Source organism: Micromonospora sp. NPDC047670 (genome assembly GCF_043204915.1).
GTDB lineage: Bacteria > Actinomycetota > Actinomycetes > Mycobacteriales > Micromonosporaceae > Micromonospora.
On the sequence record NZ_JBIDDA010000005.1, the window covers coordinates 171,827 to 186,410 of the forward strand.

Consider the following 14,584-nt stretch of genomic DNA (forward strand, 5'->3'; position numbering starts at 1 on the left):
CCCTCTACTCAACGTGGTTGGTTGGGTTTTAACTCACCCCGCCGACCGCGGCCGACTACCAGAGGTGTTTCCCACCGCCCGGGCGGGCGGGGGGGGGGGGGGGGGGCCCCCCCCGCCCCCCGGCCCCGCACGGCGCGACGTGCCCGGCGGCCACGCGTACCCCACGGCCGCTCGGCTCGCGCGTCGATCCCTGTCCCCAGCAGACCGGCCCTTATAGGCGTGGGCTGACGTCATTCCGGAACCGACGACATCCCACGCCTGAGGTGCCCGCCGCGCCGGCTCCGCCCGAGGGATGCCATGTCCGCACCCGGTCACGCCGGATCCGCCGCGGCCGACTCATCTCCCGCCGCCCGAGCACCGGGAGGCTCCCCGACCGGCCCCGGGACCGTCGACCGGCGCGGGCGCCACGGGTGACGCTCACGATCGAAGACCTGGTGATCGGCACCGCCCGCACCCGGCCACCGCGCCAGGACCGAGCGGGACGACCCGGCCGGCGAACCGGGCTCCGCCCGACGCACGACTCATCGCGCGCACGACCCCACCGCTACGCCGCGGTCACGGCGACAAGGATCCACCATGACGCCATCGACCAACGCCCTCGCTCCCCCGTCGACACCACGCCTGCGGATCGAACCAACCCGGTCCGCGCGCACGCTGCTCGACGGCGGCTGGTGGCCCCGCTCGACAGATCCGCACGCGGAACTACCCGGCCTCGTCCGCGCCATCGATGTGCTGCACGGGCCGATCGTCCGGCTGGTCCTCAACGTCGACTCCTGGGACGGCAGTCCGCGCAGCCTGGTCGTCGACGGCAGGGTGGCTGCCCCTGCCATCCAGCCGGAGCCAAGCCGGCCGGCGGAATCCTCGGCCGGCGCCCGCGTCGGCAGCGCCTCCGCCGAGGCAGCGCAGGACCGGCGACGTCCACACCGTCACTCCCGAGGAGCAGGCCATGACAATCGCCCGACACACGATCGTCTCCGCACTGCGCCGGCGCGGCCAGCACACCAGGGCCGACTGGGTCGAGCGGGAACTGCCGACGCAGGTCGACATCACTCGGCACGCCGGACTGCTCGCGACCCTGCGTCTCGACCCCGCCGAACTCGGCGAGCCGACCGCCGGGTGAGAGTGACCCCGCCGGGAGCGGTGGCCCGGCGGCCCCCGCCGCGCCACCACGGTCCATCGGAGCCCTGCGGCTCGGCCCGCACCGCCCTGAGCCGGCATCCTCGGGCCGCCGGGACCGCAGCGCCTTGGTCTCGGGCCGACCAGCAGCAGCTACGGAGACCCCATGCGTTACCTCAGTGACGTCAACCTGCGCGCCGTACTCAACGTTCTCATCGGCCGGTCCGGTGGCACCGTGGTGATCAGCAACGAGGAACTGTACGACGCGATGCTGCCGAACCACAGCCACGGCGAGCGGGTGCTGGTCGAGGAGACGGAAGGCGGCCTGCGACTGTCCATCGTTCCTCTCCCGTAGGCACCGGCGTCGCCCGCCCATCCCACAGGACCGGCCGGTGTCGCCGCGCTGGCCGGGGCACGGCGCTGGCCGGGGCACGGCGCTGGGCGGCGGACGGATCGCCTGCCGCAGGCGGCCCTCACTGCGGGGCGTCGTCGAGACCTCCCTCGACGAGTGCGGCCCGCCTGAGCGCCGCGGGGTCGACGCCCATCGCCACGAGGGCACGCACGGCGGTGCCCTGGGTGAGCGAGCAGACCGCCGCGACGACGTGGGCTCCCCGGATGCCGGGCGGGCGCGCCGGCTTGGACAGGGTCACGGCCTGCTGCCACACCTGCTGTGCCTGGGGCGTGGCGCGGAAGACGCCGGTGGCCGGTCCGAGCTGCCCGCCGTCGAGTGGGGCGCTGTCCGAGGTGGTGATGCCGACGGAGGCCAGCGCGCTCCCGTGTGCCTGCTCGATGGCCTGGCGCAGCGCGTCCGGGTCGGCGCCTACCCGAGCGAAGGCTCGGCGGGCACTGCCCTCCGACAGCCCTGTCGCCGCCACGAGCAGATGCTCCGGTGCGGGCAGGTCCTCACCGGCGCGGCGGGCCTCCGCCTCGGCGTCGGTCAGCACCTGCCGCATGGTCTTGATATCGCGGACGGCGTTCAAGAGTCCCATCGGGAACCTCCTCGGGTGGACGGGGGCTATGACCGGCGTTCGCGGGTCATGGGTGCGAACTTCTTGTGTGCCGCCTGCGCGCTGATGCCGAGGGCCTGGCCGACCTCCGCCCACGTCCAGCCCTGTCGGATCGCTTCGTTGACGGCCGCCAGTTCGAGCTGGCCGGCCAGTCGACGCAGCGCGACGACGGCGGCGAGCGCGGCGGCGGGCTGGTCGGGGGCCGGGAGATCAGGGAGCGGCGGCACTTCATCAACTTAGGTTGATAATGATCGCCTGTCAACCTAAGTTGATGCCGTGGTTCACGCCTTGCGGAGTTCGCCCGACCCATACGCGACCGGGTGACCACCGCGCGGCTCCCACCGGACGTGGACGTGCCCGTGGAGTGGGGCAGGATAAGGGTAGGTATGACATCCTGCGGTCAGTTTCGCCAGGCAAGGGGCATCGATCAGTGGCAAAAGCGAATCAACACTGGTCCTCCGGCGATCCTCGAAAGCTGCTCGACGCGTTCGAGCAGCTACCCGGGTTCGTGTGGGTCTTCGAGGGCCCCGACCTGCGGGTGGTGGCCGCGAACCCGGAGGTGCGCGCCGCTGTCGGCAACCGCAGTGACCTGATCGGCAGGCCGTTCAAGCAGGCCGTGCCGGAACTCGCCGGCCAACACATCTTCGAGCTCCTCGACCAGGCCCTGCACGGCAGCCGCACCCGGGGCTACGAGCAGCGGATCCTCACCGACCGGCACGGGGACGGCAGGCTGGAGGAGGCGTTCTACACCTTCGACATAGCACCGTGGCACGACCCCGACGGGTCGATCCGCGGCGTCATCGTGCAGGCGGTCGACGCGACCGACGTGGTGACCGCCCGACGCGCCGCCGAGTCCGCCGCCACCACCTCCGAGCAGCGCTACCGGCACGCCGCCGGCCTGGTCCTGGAACTCCAACGCAGCCTGCTGCCCGAGGCCCTGCCCGTCCTGCCCCGGGTGCAGGTCGCCGCCCACTACCGGGTCGCCGGTAGCGACCTCGTCGCCGGGGGCGACTGGTTCGACGTCGTTCCCCTGCCCGACGACCGCATCGCCCTCGCGGTCGGCGACGTCGTCGGGCACGGGGCCGCCGCCGCGGCGGCGATGGGGCAGCTCCGCACCGTCGCCCTGCAGGCGCTGCGCTCCGGCAGCACCCTCGCCCGGACGCTGGCCGTCCTCGACGACTTCGCCGGCCACACCCCCGCCACCCGAGCGGCAACGACCTGCATCGCCGTGCTCAACCCGGTCACGGGCACCCTGGAGGTCGCCAGCCACGCCCACCCCCCGCCGTTGCTGGTCGACGCCGCAGGCGACACCACATTCGTGCCCCTGACCCCGGCGGGTCCGCTCGGTACGCGCTCCGGTCCGGCCACGATCCACAGCACCCGGCTCGCCGCCGGAGCGTTGCTGCTGCTCTACACCGACGGCCTGATCGAACGGCCGCACCGCAGCCTGCGCGAGGGTGCCCAGTCCCTGGCCACCGCCGCCGCAGCGGCCCGGCGCGCCACCCTCCACGAGAACACCACCGTCCCCGACCGGCTACCCGACCGGGTCTGCACGCTCGTCACCGAACGCCTGACGCTCGCCGACGGCGGCTACCGCGACGACATCACGCTCCTGGCCGCCTACCTGCTGCCCGAACCCGTCACGCCCCTGCGCCTCACCCTGCCCACGGACCCGGCCGCGCTGCGGCCGATGCGCCGGCAGATGACCGATTGGCTGCACACGATCGGCGTCGGCGCGCAGGACACGAGCGACCTGATCCACGCGCTGGGAGAAGCAGCCGGCAACGCCATCGAACACGCCAGTTCGCGCGACACGCCCGCGACCTTCTCCGTCGAGGCCGTCCTCCACGATGACGGCGTCGTCGACCTCACCTGCGCCGACCGCGGACGGTGGCGCCCACCGGTGCCCGACCCCGGTGGACGCGGTCGCGGCCTGGCGATGATCCGAGGTTTCGTCGACCACCTGGACGTCATCCGCACCGACGACGGCACCACCCTCCGCATGCGCCACCGCCTCGGTCGCCCGGCCACCGTGACCAGCGCCGCCGCGCACCCGACCGGTGGGGGCCCGCGCATCCCCACCGTCGACGACATGTCGATTCACGTCACCGACACCACGGACGGCAGAACGCTCGCGGTGCACGGCCCGGTGGACATGGCCACCACCCCACGGCTGCGCGCCGCCATTTTGCGGGCCAACCGGGGCGGGGCCCTGCCCCTCACCATCGACGTCAGCGCGGTCAGCCACCTCAGCAGCGCCGGCGTACAACTCCTGCACCGCCTCGCCGAGGACATGGGCTGCCTGCGGGTCACGGCCGAACCAGGCTGCCCCGCCGAGGCGGTGCTGACGCTGACCGGCTTGCAGCAGCTGCTCACGCGGCCCGGAACGCCCGCCTTCTGAACAGCCGGGGGCCGTCCCCCACCGGGGTGGCGCCCCCACCCTCACGGTCGACGTTGGCGCGCTCCGCTCACGACCGCGCCTGAGCCGCAGGGCTGGCGGCCGCACACCTCCCGGCTAGATAACCCGACCGTGTCGAATGCCCCGAACAAGCCACACTGTCGCCGCGCCTTCCTCAGGATGAGAACAAGGATCGACTTGGAAGCGAGAGGGGTAGGGCGGCATGAAGCGTCGACGGAGCAGAAGGGTGCCGCTGATGCAGGCGGCGGCGATGTGCGTGGCAGCGATGGTGGCGGCGGTGGCCGTCGTACGAGCCGGCCGTCGCCGTGCCGGGGGCGACGCGAAGCTCGCTGATCTTCCCGCCGGGCAGGACAGCGCGTTCGCCGGAGCGGGCATCGGCGGCTCGTCGATCGCCGGCGGCGCGGCCGGTCGGAAGAAGGAAACGGCGTCGTCGCCCGCAGGGCGGTGAGCACGGACACCACTGCCCCGCAAGCGTTCAGGCACCGCGCCGGCTGGGCGTCACCACGCGAGCGCCCACCCGGCGGTGTCCGGTGACCACGCCGGGCGCGCCCCTGGTGCGACGCGCCGAACGTGTCCTGGAGGTGACGACGCATGGGTGACCCGCCTCGCGGAGGCCGGACGGCCGACGGGCGACCGCCGGAAGCGACTGTCGCCCAGCTCGTGCAGCGTGCCACCGACCAGATCACCCGTCTGGTACGCGAGGAGCTGACGCTGGCCCGGGCGGAGCTGACCGCCAAGGGTAGACGCGCCGGGTCCGGTGCCGCGATGGTCGGCGGCGCGGGCGGGGTGGCTCTGCTCGCGACGGGTGCGCTCGTCGCCGCGTTCATCCTCGTCCTCGCCGAGTTCATGCCGGCGTGGGTGGCGGCGCTGGTCGTCGCGGTAATCCTCTTCGCGGTCGCCGGGCTGCTCGCGCTGACCGGGAAGAAGCAGGTCGAGCGGACGATGCCCGCCCAGCCGGAGTCGACACTGCACAGCGTGCGCGCGGACGTGGAGTCGGTGCAGCGGGCAGCCAGGAAGGGACGAGGGCGATGACCGCGAACGGGAGCAGCGACCCGGACCGCACCCGGGAGGACATCGAGAAGACCCGGGCCGAGTTGGGGGCCACGATCCAGGCACTGGCGGCGAAGACCGACGTGAAGGCCCGGGGCCGGGCCAGGGCCATCGAGATCAAGGGCCGTGCTCGGCAGCGCCTGACCACCTCGGCGCGGACGATGCGGGGGAAGACCGAGAAGGCGGTTCAGACAGCCCGACAGCAGGCCGGCAGCGCAGATCTCGGCGGGATAGCCCGTGCCGCGCAGCAACGCGGGGCCGCACTGCGCGAAGGCACGTCAGGCAGGTTGGCGGCGCTCCGCAGCAGGGTCACCACTCATCCGGTGGCCCAGCGGGGGCCGGCCGCCGCCCGCGCAGTGCGTGGGCGGCTGGTCAGGACCCGCTCGGCCGCCCGCCGGCGCCCCGCCCTGGTCGTCGCCGCCGCAGTCACCGTGGGCGTGGCCGTGGCAACAATCCAGCGCCGACGTGCCGCTGCTCGCTGTCGACTGTGACGGCGCCCCGCTGTTCACCTCGCTTGTTCTGAAAACCCCTGTCGACGACGTCGACGGGCCGAGAACGCCACGTGCACGGAGCCGCGACCATGAGCGACGCAACCCTCGACACCGAACGTCACGGCGGCAGCGAGTACGCGGACCTGTCGCGGCAGATCCGGCGGGCGGGCCTGCTCGATCGGCGGCGTGGCTACTACGCGCTGCGCATGGGCGCCCTCGGCTTGTGCTACGTCGGCGCGTGGACGCTGTTCGGGTGGCTCGGTGAGTCGTGGTGGCAGCTCGGCGTCGCGGCGGTCCTCGCGGTGGTCTTCGCACAGGCCGGGTTCATCGGGCACGACGCCGGTCACCGCCAGATCTTCCGCTCCCGCCGCGCGAACGATCTGGTCGGCCTCGTCCACGGCAACCTGCTGATCGGCCTCAGCTACGGCTGGTGGGTGGACAAGCACAACCGGCACCACGCCCATCCGAACACCGAGGGCCGGGACCCGGACATCGTCGTCAGGCCGCTGTCGTTCACCCCCGGGCAGGCGCGACGGCAGCGTGGGCTCGGCGCACTGGTGGTGCGGTACCAGGCGTACCTGTTCTTCCCGCTGCTGCTGTTGGAAGGCCTGCACCTGCACGCCAACAGCGTCAGGGCGGTCCTCCGGCCGCGCGGGGTCAAGCGGCGCCCCGTGGAGGCCGCGCTGCTGGCCGTGCACGCCACCGGATATCTGGGCGCCGTGTTCTTCGTGCTGAGCCCGATGCAGGCCGTCGCGTTCGTCCTCGTCAACCAGGGTCTACTCGGCCTGTACCTCGGCAGCTCCTTCGCCCCCAACCACAAGGGCATGCCGATCATCGCCGCCGACGACCGCGTCGACTACCTGCGACGCCAGGTCCTCACCTCCCGCAACGTACGCGGCGGATGGTTCGTCGACGCCCTGCTCGGCGGCCTCAACTACCAGATCGAACACCACCTCTTCCCCAGCATGCCGCGACCCAACCTCCGCCGCGCTCAGCCACTGGTGCGCCGCTTCTGCGCCGAGCACGACATCGCCTACCACGAGACCACCCTGGCGCGTTCCTGGGCGCAAGCACTGACGCACCTCGACGCGGTCGGGTCCGCTCGGACCGCTGACCGCGCCGGACCGAGCTGAGGCACGTCCGCCGCACCGCACGGCCCACCGGCCCCCTCGCTACCGTCGGCCCACGGGACGCCCGCTGTGCTCGCCGGGTGCCGCGCCGGCCGTGACCGCGGCCGCCTGGGCGCGGCGGGTCAGCAGGCCCAGCGTCAGCGTGCTGGCGATCATCAGGACGCCCGCCAGGAGGAACGGGGTGCCGAGACTCAGCCAGTGCGCGACGGCACCGCCGGCAAGGGCGCCCAACGGCAGGGCGCCGAAACCGATCAGCCGGTAGGCGGCGGTGACCCGCCCCATCAGGTCGTCCGGGGTGATGCTCTGCCGCAGGGAGCGACCGACCACCGAGAACGACACCCCGGAGAAGCCGGCCAGGAACTGGAAGACCACGATCAGCCAGACCGACGTGGTGAACGCGATGCCGAGGGTGACCACGCCGGCGACCAGGCTGGCGGCGATCATCGTGCCGAGGCGGCCGAAGACCTTGATGGTCCACGGGGAGGCGGCGGCGCCGGCCAGGCCACCGACCCCGGCTCCGGTCAGCAGCCAGCCGTACGTGCTGTCGCTCAACCGCAGTTCCTGCACCACGTAGAGGACGAGGGTCGCGTTCGCGGCGGCGACGCTCAGGTTCATGGCCGCCGCCCACAGCGCCTGGGACCGCAGCGAGGGGTGGCGGACCAGGTACAGGAAGCCCTCCCGCGCCTCGGCCGTCAGCGACCGGCGCGGCCGGGGCGGCGGGGCCTCGCGCGCCGGCAGCCGCAGCCGCGTCAACACCCCCCAACTGCCGCCCATCGCCGCGGCGATCACCGCGAACGGGGCCGCCGGACTGAGCGAGAACAACAGACCACCCGCGGCCGGGCCGGCGAAGTCCTCGCCGATCGACTGCGAGGCGGTGAGCCCGGCGTTCAACCGTTCGAGCCCGGCGTCCCGCACGACCACCGGAGTCAGCGACTGCACCGCGGTGTCGGCTGCCAACTCGGCCGCCCCCAGCAGGAAGGCCGCCACCAGCAACAGCGGCAGCGAAGCCTGACCGGCCAGGACCGCCGCGACGAGCACGAGCACGACGGCGGCACGGGAGAGCTGCATGTACCGCAGCAGGCGGACCCGGTCGAACCGGTCGACCGCCGCGCCGACGTGGAAGCCGAACAGCAGGTGCGCGGTGGACAGTGCGGCCGAGACCGCGCCCACGCTGACCGGGTTCGTCGTCACGTGCACGGCGAGCAGCGGGAAGGCGGCGTAGCGGATGCCGTCGCCGAGGCTGGCGGAGGCGCCGGCGGCGAGCAGCGTCGTCGCTGGGCTCCGCCTCATGCCGTGGACCACACCGGCGACGGCGCGTACCCGCTGAAGGGGTTGATGTTGATGGTCCCGGTCGTGTTGACGGCGTAGCGGCGCAACACCGCCACCGCCTCACCGTCCACGATGAACACGCCGTTCACCGACGGGGTTCGCGTGACCGTGGCCTGGCCGGACGCGTCGACGAACGCCACCGGCAGCGGGTCCGGGTCGAAGACCTGCTGGACGATGTACGGGTGATCGCCGGTCCCGCTCCGCACGCCCGCGGCGACCGCCTCGGCCCAGGCCGCCGGGGACACCTCGCGGCCCACCGTGATGCCGATGCCGGCGTGCCCGCGTACCGGTTTGAGGATGAGCTGCTCGCGGTTGCGGTCGACCCACGGCAGCAGGTCGATCTCGTGGCCCTCGACCGTGGTCCGTCGCGGTTCCAGCACACGGGTCCACGGTACGTGCGTGGCCAGCCGCTTCCGCAGGTCGGCGCCCAGTTGGCCCACCACGGTCTCGTCGGAGAGCACCGCCAGCGCCGCCTTGGACGCCAGCACCTCGGCGCGGTACCCGGTGTAGAGGCCGACCCGGCCCGCGTCGGCCAGCGCGAACAACTGCTTGAGCACGGTGAACTCGTCCTGGTCGGTGGGGTCCGGCGACTCGAAGTACCGGTAGATGACCTGGACCGGGCGGCCCTCGAACCGGACGCCGTCGTCGCTCAGTTCGAGATCCTCGACGGCGCAGTGGGCCGCCTCGACGCCGTGGCGCCGCAGCTCCCGGGCGAACAGCTCGTACTGCCAGTCCAGCGGGCCGGCCTGCTGTTCGTGCCGCCAGTAGCAGATGGCGACCATGCCGTCGGGCCGGCCGAAGTTGCGCTCGAGGCTGCCCAGCAGGCCACGCATCGCCACCGCCGGATAAGCGGGCGCCTCCACGGCGGGCCGCCGGAACGCGGACTGGGTGCGCGCGATGATGTCGTGCAGGCCGAACAGCCCGGCCGGGGAATCCCCGTTGATCTCCACGACGACGGTCCGCCCGGCGGAGGTGATCACGTCGGGACGGGCGACCGTCGACCAGTCCTGGTGCGTCTGGTACGTGAGGAACTGCAGCTCGGGTGGGGTCGCCCGGCACAGCGCGGCCATCCGCAGCACGTCGCCGTCGCAGACCTCACGCAGTACCGCGTCCAGCCCCGCGAAGACTGTCTGGCAGGCTGCCTCGAGCTGGCGCACCTGCTCGGGCGACTCGACCGGCGGTTGGTAGACCAGGCGTTCCCGCGCGTACGGCGAGGACAGCTCGCGCAGTTCCGCGGTGGCGGCCCGGAACTGCTCGGCGGTGGGCTGGACGAAGTACGTGCTCATGGCCCCTCCGTGAACTTGCGGATCAGCGCGTGTGCGGTGTCCGGGGCATCCCAGATCACCTGGTGGCTCGCGCCCGGCACGACGTGCAGCTCACCGGAGCGGCCCGGCAGGCTCGCCACGATCTCGTCGGCGACGGCGTACGGGATCAGCGGGTCGAACTCGCCGACCAGGACCATCACCCGGCAGGTCGCGCCAGCCAGGTCGGGCCGCAGGTCGAGCGTCGGCAACTGCGGGATGAAGGCGGCGTTGACCTCGGGGGTGCCGATCCGGTGGCGGACCGCCCGCTGGTACGCCTCGTCGGGCTCGCGCCGGATCGCGAGCGGCCCACAGACCTCGAGCCACTCGCGTTCGGCCTCGGGCGAGTTGTCGGTCAGCGACCGGCGCATCACCTCGGCGGCGCGTACCCCGCCGAGTGCCCGGTGGCGTTCCACGATCTCGTCGTGGCTCGCCTGCCGGGCCCCGGTGCCGACCAGGATGGCGCCGGCCAGCAGGCCGGGGTGGCGGCCCATGAACCGCTGCACGACGAACCCGCCGAACGACGTGCCGAGCAGGTACGGCCGTTCCAGGCCGAGGGTGTCCACCAGCGCCGCCAGGTCGTCGGCCCACGTGTCGAGCGTCCAGTCGGACGGCTCGCCCCGGTCGCTGCGGCCGTGGCCGCGCAGGTCGGGAATGATCACCTGGGCGTACTCGGCGGCGGGGAGCATCGTCAGGCGCAGCATGCCGCCGTCGATGCCGGGGCCGCCGTGCACCGCGATGATCTCGGGCCGGCGGACGCCGTCGCGCCAGTCGTCACCGATCGTCGTGACGTGCAGGCGTACCTTTCCGGCGCGGACTCTCACCGTGTGGTGTTCCTCTCTCGTGCAGCGGCACGGCCGACGCGCAGTGCGAGGCCGCGGGGGTACAGGGTGGAGTTCGTGTCGGTCGTCACGGGGCCGGAGTCGTCCACCAGCCGGTAGCGCCGGAACACCTGGACGGCCTCGACGAGCTGCGCCCTGGCCAGATGGGTGCCGACGCACCAGCGCGGGCCGCCGCCGAACGGCAGGTAGGCGCCGGCCGGTGGGCGCCCGTCGCGCCAGCGCGCGGGGCGGAACTCGGCCGGGTCCGGGTAGTGGCGTTCGTCGCGGTGGATCGCGTAGGGGCAGATCATCAGCGCCGCGTGCGCCGGGAACCGCCAGGGACCGCTGACCGTCTCGACGTCGGTGGCCCGGTGCATCAGCCAGGTCGGCGGCCACAGCCGCAGCACCTCGTCGACGACGTGGGCAGGCTCGTCGGCGGGCTGGTGCACCGCCATCGCCCGCAACGTCCACACGTTCGCCGCGGCAGGGACGAGTCGCGCCGCGATGGCGGCCGACACCAGGATGCGGACCAGCGGATCGCGGGGCACGCCGGCGTCGCGGAGCGCCGCGACCAGCCCGGCCGGTGGTGGACGGTCCACCAGCGCGCCCAGCCCCGCCTCCAGCCGCTGCTGGGCGCGGGCGGCGCGGCGGCGGCGCCCGGTCAGCCGGTCGAGAAGCCAGGGCAGCTCGTACGACGACCGCACGATCGGGTTGAGCGCGTCCAGCAGTCCGGCCACGGCCGTGGCGAGCCCGGTGCGCTCGTCGGGCGGCACCGACGGGCCGGTACACAGCCGCAGGAAGGCGTCGGTGCTGAGCCGTACCAGCGGTCGCAGCGGATCGTCGGTGCGACCCTGCGCCGCCCAGGTGTCGAGCAGCGCCGTCAGTGCGGCCGAGTACCAGCGCAGGTGCTCGGCGACCAGGTCGCCGGAGAGGGCGGACAGCATCGCCCGGCGCGCGGACATCCAGCTCTCCAACGCGTCCTCGCCGCGACGGCTGTCGGTGGGCCGCCACGCGCGGTCGCGGTCCATCAGGAAGTCGCGGTTGGTCCGGCGCAGCACGTCGTGCGCGACCTCGCCGTCCGCGACGAGCACGGTGCCGGGGCTGAGCTCCACCACCGGGCCGTAGCGGCGGACCGCGCGCATCACGAAGCCGAGCCGGTCCCGGTCGTACTCCTCGATCAGGTCGGCCCGCGACAGGTTCGCCTGGACCGGCGGCGTCACCGTCCCCAACGTCTCCTCCGGTTGTCCGGTGATGGCCGGTGACCGCCGCAGCGATCACCGGCCACCGTTCATCGGCTTCAGTGCCAGGGGTACGCGCCCGCGAGGGCCTTGCGCGCGAAACGCGCCTTGATCCGCCGGATCATGTCAAACACCTCCCCACTCCTGTTGGTCCGATTTCGAGACACGGCACCGCGCCGTGTCCGCCTCGGTGGTACGCCGGGATCCGGACCGTGGTCAGGTCGGCGCCACCAGGTCTGCCGGGACGTCGCGCAGGTTGCGCAGCCCCATCTGCCGGGCGACGTCGAGCAGTTCCGCCCGCAGGAGATCGAGCACGTGCAGCACGCCCTCCTCTCCGTCGAGGACCAGGCCCCAGACGTACGGGCGGCCGATGCACACCGCCGTCGCGCCGGCCGCCAGCGCCTTGACGACGTCCCCGCCGGTACGGATGCCGCCGTCCATCAGGACCGGCAGCCGGCCGCGCACCGCGGCCACGACGCCGGGCAGCGCGTCGATCGCGGCGATCGAGTCGTTGAGCTGCCGCCCGCCGTGGTTGGACACGATCAGGCCGGCCACCCCGCGGTCGGCGAGCGCGGCGGCGTCGGACGGGTGCAGCACCCCCTTGACGACGACCGGCAGGCGCGTCTCGGCGCGGATGACGTCGAGCAGTTCCCACGTCAGCGGCCAGCGCGGCAGCCGCGTGTCGGGGGGTACCTCACCGTCGGAGAAGCCGCTTTCGCGATGGATGCCGAACTCGACCTCGGGCGGCGTGGCGAACCCGGACCGCAGCATGGCCAGCCGCCGCGAGGGATGGCTGTTGTCGATCGTGACCACCAACGCCTGCGCGTCCAGCGATTCGGCCAGCCGGATGGTGCGGGTGACGTCGGCGCGGCTGCCGTAGCAGTACAGCTGGAACCAGAACGGCCCCTGCTTGGCGATCTCGGTCAGGCTGTGGTGGCTGTCGTTGCTGACGATGGGCAGCACGCCGGCGCGTCGGGCGGCGCGCGACACCGGCAGCTCGGCCTCCGGGTGGAAGAGCCGCAACGGGCTGGTCGGCGCGAGCAGCAGGGGCAGCGCGGCGGTGAAGCCCAGCACGTCCACGCTCAGCTCCGGGTCGGCCGTGCCACCGAGCGGTCGCGGCCGTAGCCGTAGCCGGCGCAGCGCCGCCTCGTTCTCCCGGACGCCGTCGCCGCGGCCGGCGCCGCCGGCGAGATACGACCACCGGGCGTCGTCCAGGGCGAACCGGCAGGCGCGCTCGAAGTCGTCGAGATCGAGCATCCGTGCGGTGATCATGCGATCCTCGTCTCGGCCAACCGACGGATGGCCCCGTCACCGGCCGGTGGCCCGTAACGACTCATCAGACGCGTGATATCGCGGAGCACATAGGTGCGCAGCAACCATCGGTCACGCCCGTCGTAATGTGCCTCGAATGCGTCGCGACCGTGCAGACACCGGCTGTTGGAAAACGCGAGCAAACTGCCGGGGGCAAGCCGCACGCGGTGTGCGACACGTTCGGCGGCGGCACGGAATTCCATTATCGCGGCCTTGTCCGCAGGGTCGTCGCCGGCGATGGAACTGTGCCATCGGATGGTGGGCCAACCGGGCGTCCCGCCGATCGGCCGCACGCCGTCCACCGCCGCGCCGCCGAGCGAAAAACTGTCGGGCGCGCAAATCCGAAAACGGGGCTCGCGCAGCCTGCGTACCGTTTCCGGCGAGCATTCGCCGACGGCGTCGGCGATCCGGACGAGGCGGGTGGCGGGACGCGGCTGCGGGCTCCGGACGCCGTAGAGCAACACGAAGTCGGGGCGGATCTCGTGGAACGCCACCTCGGTGTGCAGCTGAAGATCCACCTCGGACGACGCGTTCGACTGGGTGGCGGCGCCGTCCGGCCGGGGGCGCACGTCGTGGACGAGATTGCCGCCCTTCTCCGCGCGATAGCCGTACTCGTGGCCGAGCTGCCTGGTCACCATGCCCAGCCAGGTCCAGCCCAGCAGCGGCTGCGGCTGTGCGCTCCTCGCGTCACCGCCGATGCCGCCGTGCCCGTTGTGGCTCTCGTCGGGCGGCCGGTGGTCGTCGAGCGGGTCGGCCGGCAGGCCGTGCACGACGACGGCGTCGAGGGCACCCTCGCGCAGCCCGGCCAGCGCGGCACGGACCCGCTCGGGCAGGATCGAACCGCTCAGCTCGGCCAGGCGGAAATGCGCGCCCGTCTCCCGATAATCGACCTGTCGCGGAACAGGCCCGATGACGTGCTCCCAGACCAGCCGGGCCATTTCGCCGGCCTCCGCCGACGAAATATGGACCTCGGCAATTCCGTCCGCTAATGCGCGTATGTGCGAATCTGCACTGCTTTCACTCACGCCCGCTACTCCCCTTGCCCGAGTGTCAAATCTGCCAGGGAGCGGTGCAAACGGGCAATCCGCAGGCCACAGCGCAGCACGCTCTTCGACTGCGAAGGTAGGCGGTGCAGAATCCCCGTGAAGCCCCGTTGCGGACCCAATCCTAGGCAGGCCACTGTGGGGTTGCAACCCGCCAATGGAATCACCTCGCGCGCGCGATCATGAACCTCACCGCGTCTTCGCAGGTCACGCATATTTTGATCAACACATTGATGTAACAAAATTCATCCTGTGAACCGATCATCGCCGAGCCCGGCCCGCGGCAAGCCGCCCACCTGCATAAACGAGCCGTCGCGGCCAGCCCGAA

15 protein-coding genes and 1 pseudogene are annotated in these 14,584 nt (G+C 72.6%); 8 read left to right on the plus strand and 8 right to left on the minus strand.

Annotated features, from left to right (window positions below; translation table 11 throughout):
• Positions 1-576 precede the first annotated feature (576 nt).
• From ACGF7U_RS14500 to ACGF7U_RS14510, 3 genes and pseudogenes are all read left to right on the plus strand, one after another.
• Positions 577-807: pseudogene (locus ACGF7U_RS14500) on the plus strand (DUF5994 family protein); the annotation flags it as partial.
• Between the two features lie 139 nt (positions 808-946).
• Complete coding sequence (locus ACGF7U_RS14505) at positions 947-1,120, plus strand: hypothetical protein (protein ID WP_393106543.1); 174 nt, start codon at positions 947-949, stop codon at positions 1,118-1,120.
• Between the two features lie 162 nt (positions 1,121-1,282).
• Positions 1,283-1,471, plus strand: coding sequence for a hypothetical protein (locus ACGF7U_RS14510; protein ID WP_393106545.1), 189 nt, complete (start codon positions 1,283-1,285; stop codon positions 1,469-1,471).
• Positions 1,472-1,589: 118 nt separating this feature from the next.
• Here ACGF7U_RS14510 and ACGF7U_RS14515 read toward each other — a convergent pair whose 3' ends face one another.
• Together ACGF7U_RS14515 and ACGF7U_RS14520 are read right to left on the minus strand one after the other, a co-directional pair.
• Positions 1,590-2,105, minus strand: coding sequence for a Clp protease N-terminal domain-containing protein (locus ACGF7U_RS14515; protein ID WP_393106547.1), 516 nt, complete (start codon positions 2,103-2,105; stop codon positions 1,590-1,592).
• 26 nt (positions 2,106-2,131) lie between these two features.
• Positions 2,132-2,350 carry a helix-turn-helix domain-containing protein gene (locus tag ACGF7U_RS14520; protein WP_393106549.1) on the minus strand — a complete coding sequence of 73 codons (219 nt, stop codon included), beginning with the start codon at positions 2,348-2,350 and terminating at the stop codon, positions 2,132-2,134.
• Between the two features lie 203 nt (positions 2,351-2,553).
• Between ACGF7U_RS14520 and ACGF7U_RS14525 the strand changes: the two genes are divergently transcribed.
• The 5 genes from ACGF7U_RS14525 to ACGF7U_RS14545 all read left to right on the plus strand — a co-directional run bounded on the left by ACGF7U_RS14525 (position 2,554) and on the right by ACGF7U_RS14545 (position 7,216).
• Positions 2,554-4,524: a SpoIIE family protein phosphatase gene (locus ACGF7U_RS14525; RefSeq protein WP_393106551.1), complete on the plus strand. Its 1,971-nt coding sequence runs from the start codon at positions 2,554-2,556 to the stop codon at positions 4,522-4,524.
• Between the two features lie 253 nt (positions 4,525-4,777).
• Positions 4,778-4,990: a hypothetical protein gene (locus ACGF7U_RS14530; RefSeq protein WP_393106553.1), complete on the plus strand. Its 213-nt coding sequence runs from the start codon at positions 4,778-4,780 to the stop codon at positions 4,988-4,990.
• 143 nt (positions 4,991-5,133) lie between these two features.
• Positions 5,134-5,574: a phage holin family protein gene (locus ACGF7U_RS14535; protein ID WP_393106555.1), complete on the plus strand. Its 441-nt coding sequence runs from the start codon at positions 5,134-5,136 to the stop codon at positions 5,572-5,574.
• Positions 5,571-6,083, plus strand: coding sequence for a DUF3618 domain-containing protein (locus ACGF7U_RS14540; RefSeq protein ID WP_393106557.1), 513 nt, complete (start codon positions 5,571-5,573; stop codon positions 6,081-6,083). The genes ACGF7U_RS14535 and ACGF7U_RS14540 overlap by 4 nt, the downstream gene beginning before the upstream one ends.
• 89 nt (positions 6,084-6,172) lie before the next feature.
• Positions 6,173-7,216, plus strand: coding sequence for a fatty acid desaturase family protein (locus tag ACGF7U_RS14545; RefSeq protein ID WP_393106559.1), 1,044 nt, complete (start codon positions 6,173-6,175; stop codon positions 7,214-7,216).
• A gap of 39 nt (positions 7,217-7,255) precedes the next feature.
• On the opposite strand, the gene ACGF7U_RS14550 is transcribed toward ACGF7U_RS14545, so the two are convergent.
• The 6 genes from ACGF7U_RS14550 to ACGF7U_RS14575 all read right to left on the minus strand — a co-directional run bounded on the left by ACGF7U_RS14550 (position 7,256) and on the right by ACGF7U_RS14575 (position 14,238).
• Positions 7,256-8,503, minus strand: coding sequence for an MFS transporter (locus tag ACGF7U_RS14550; RefSeq protein ID WP_393106561.1), 1,248 nt, complete (start codon positions 8,501-8,503; stop codon positions 7,256-7,258).
• Positions 8,500-9,828: a hypothetical protein gene (locus ACGF7U_RS14555; protein ID WP_393106563.1), complete on the minus strand. Its 1,329-nt coding sequence runs from the start codon at positions 9,826-9,828 to the stop codon at positions 8,500-8,502. The genes ACGF7U_RS14550 and ACGF7U_RS14555 overlap by 4 nt, the downstream gene beginning before the upstream one ends.
• Positions 9,825-10,667: an alpha/beta fold hydrolase gene (locus ACGF7U_RS14560; protein WP_393106565.1), complete on the minus strand. Its 843-nt coding sequence runs from the start codon at positions 10,665-10,667 to the stop codon at positions 9,825-9,827. The genes ACGF7U_RS14555 and ACGF7U_RS14560 overlap by 4 nt, the downstream gene beginning before the upstream one ends.
• Positions 10,664-11,884, minus strand: coding sequence for a cytochrome P450 (locus tag ACGF7U_RS14565; protein WP_393106567.1), 1,221 nt, complete (start codon positions 11,882-11,884; stop codon positions 10,664-10,666). The genes ACGF7U_RS14560 and ACGF7U_RS14565 overlap by 4 nt, the downstream gene beginning before the upstream one ends.
• A 234-nt stretch (positions 11,885-12,118) precedes the next feature.
• Positions 12,119-13,174, minus strand: a complete 1,056-nt coding sequence (locus ACGF7U_RS14570; protein ID WP_393106569.1) for an alpha-hydroxy acid oxidase — start codon at positions 13,172-13,174, stop codon at positions 12,119-12,121.
• Positions 13,171-14,238 (minus strand): TauD/TfdA family dioxygenase, encoded by a 1,068-nt coding sequence (locus ACGF7U_RS14575; RefSeq protein WP_393106572.1) that lies wholly within the window; start codon positions 14,236-14,238, stop codon positions 13,171-13,173. The genes ACGF7U_RS14570 and ACGF7U_RS14575 overlap by 4 nt, the downstream gene beginning before the upstream one ends.
• Positions 14,239-14,584 lie beyond the last annotated feature (346 nt).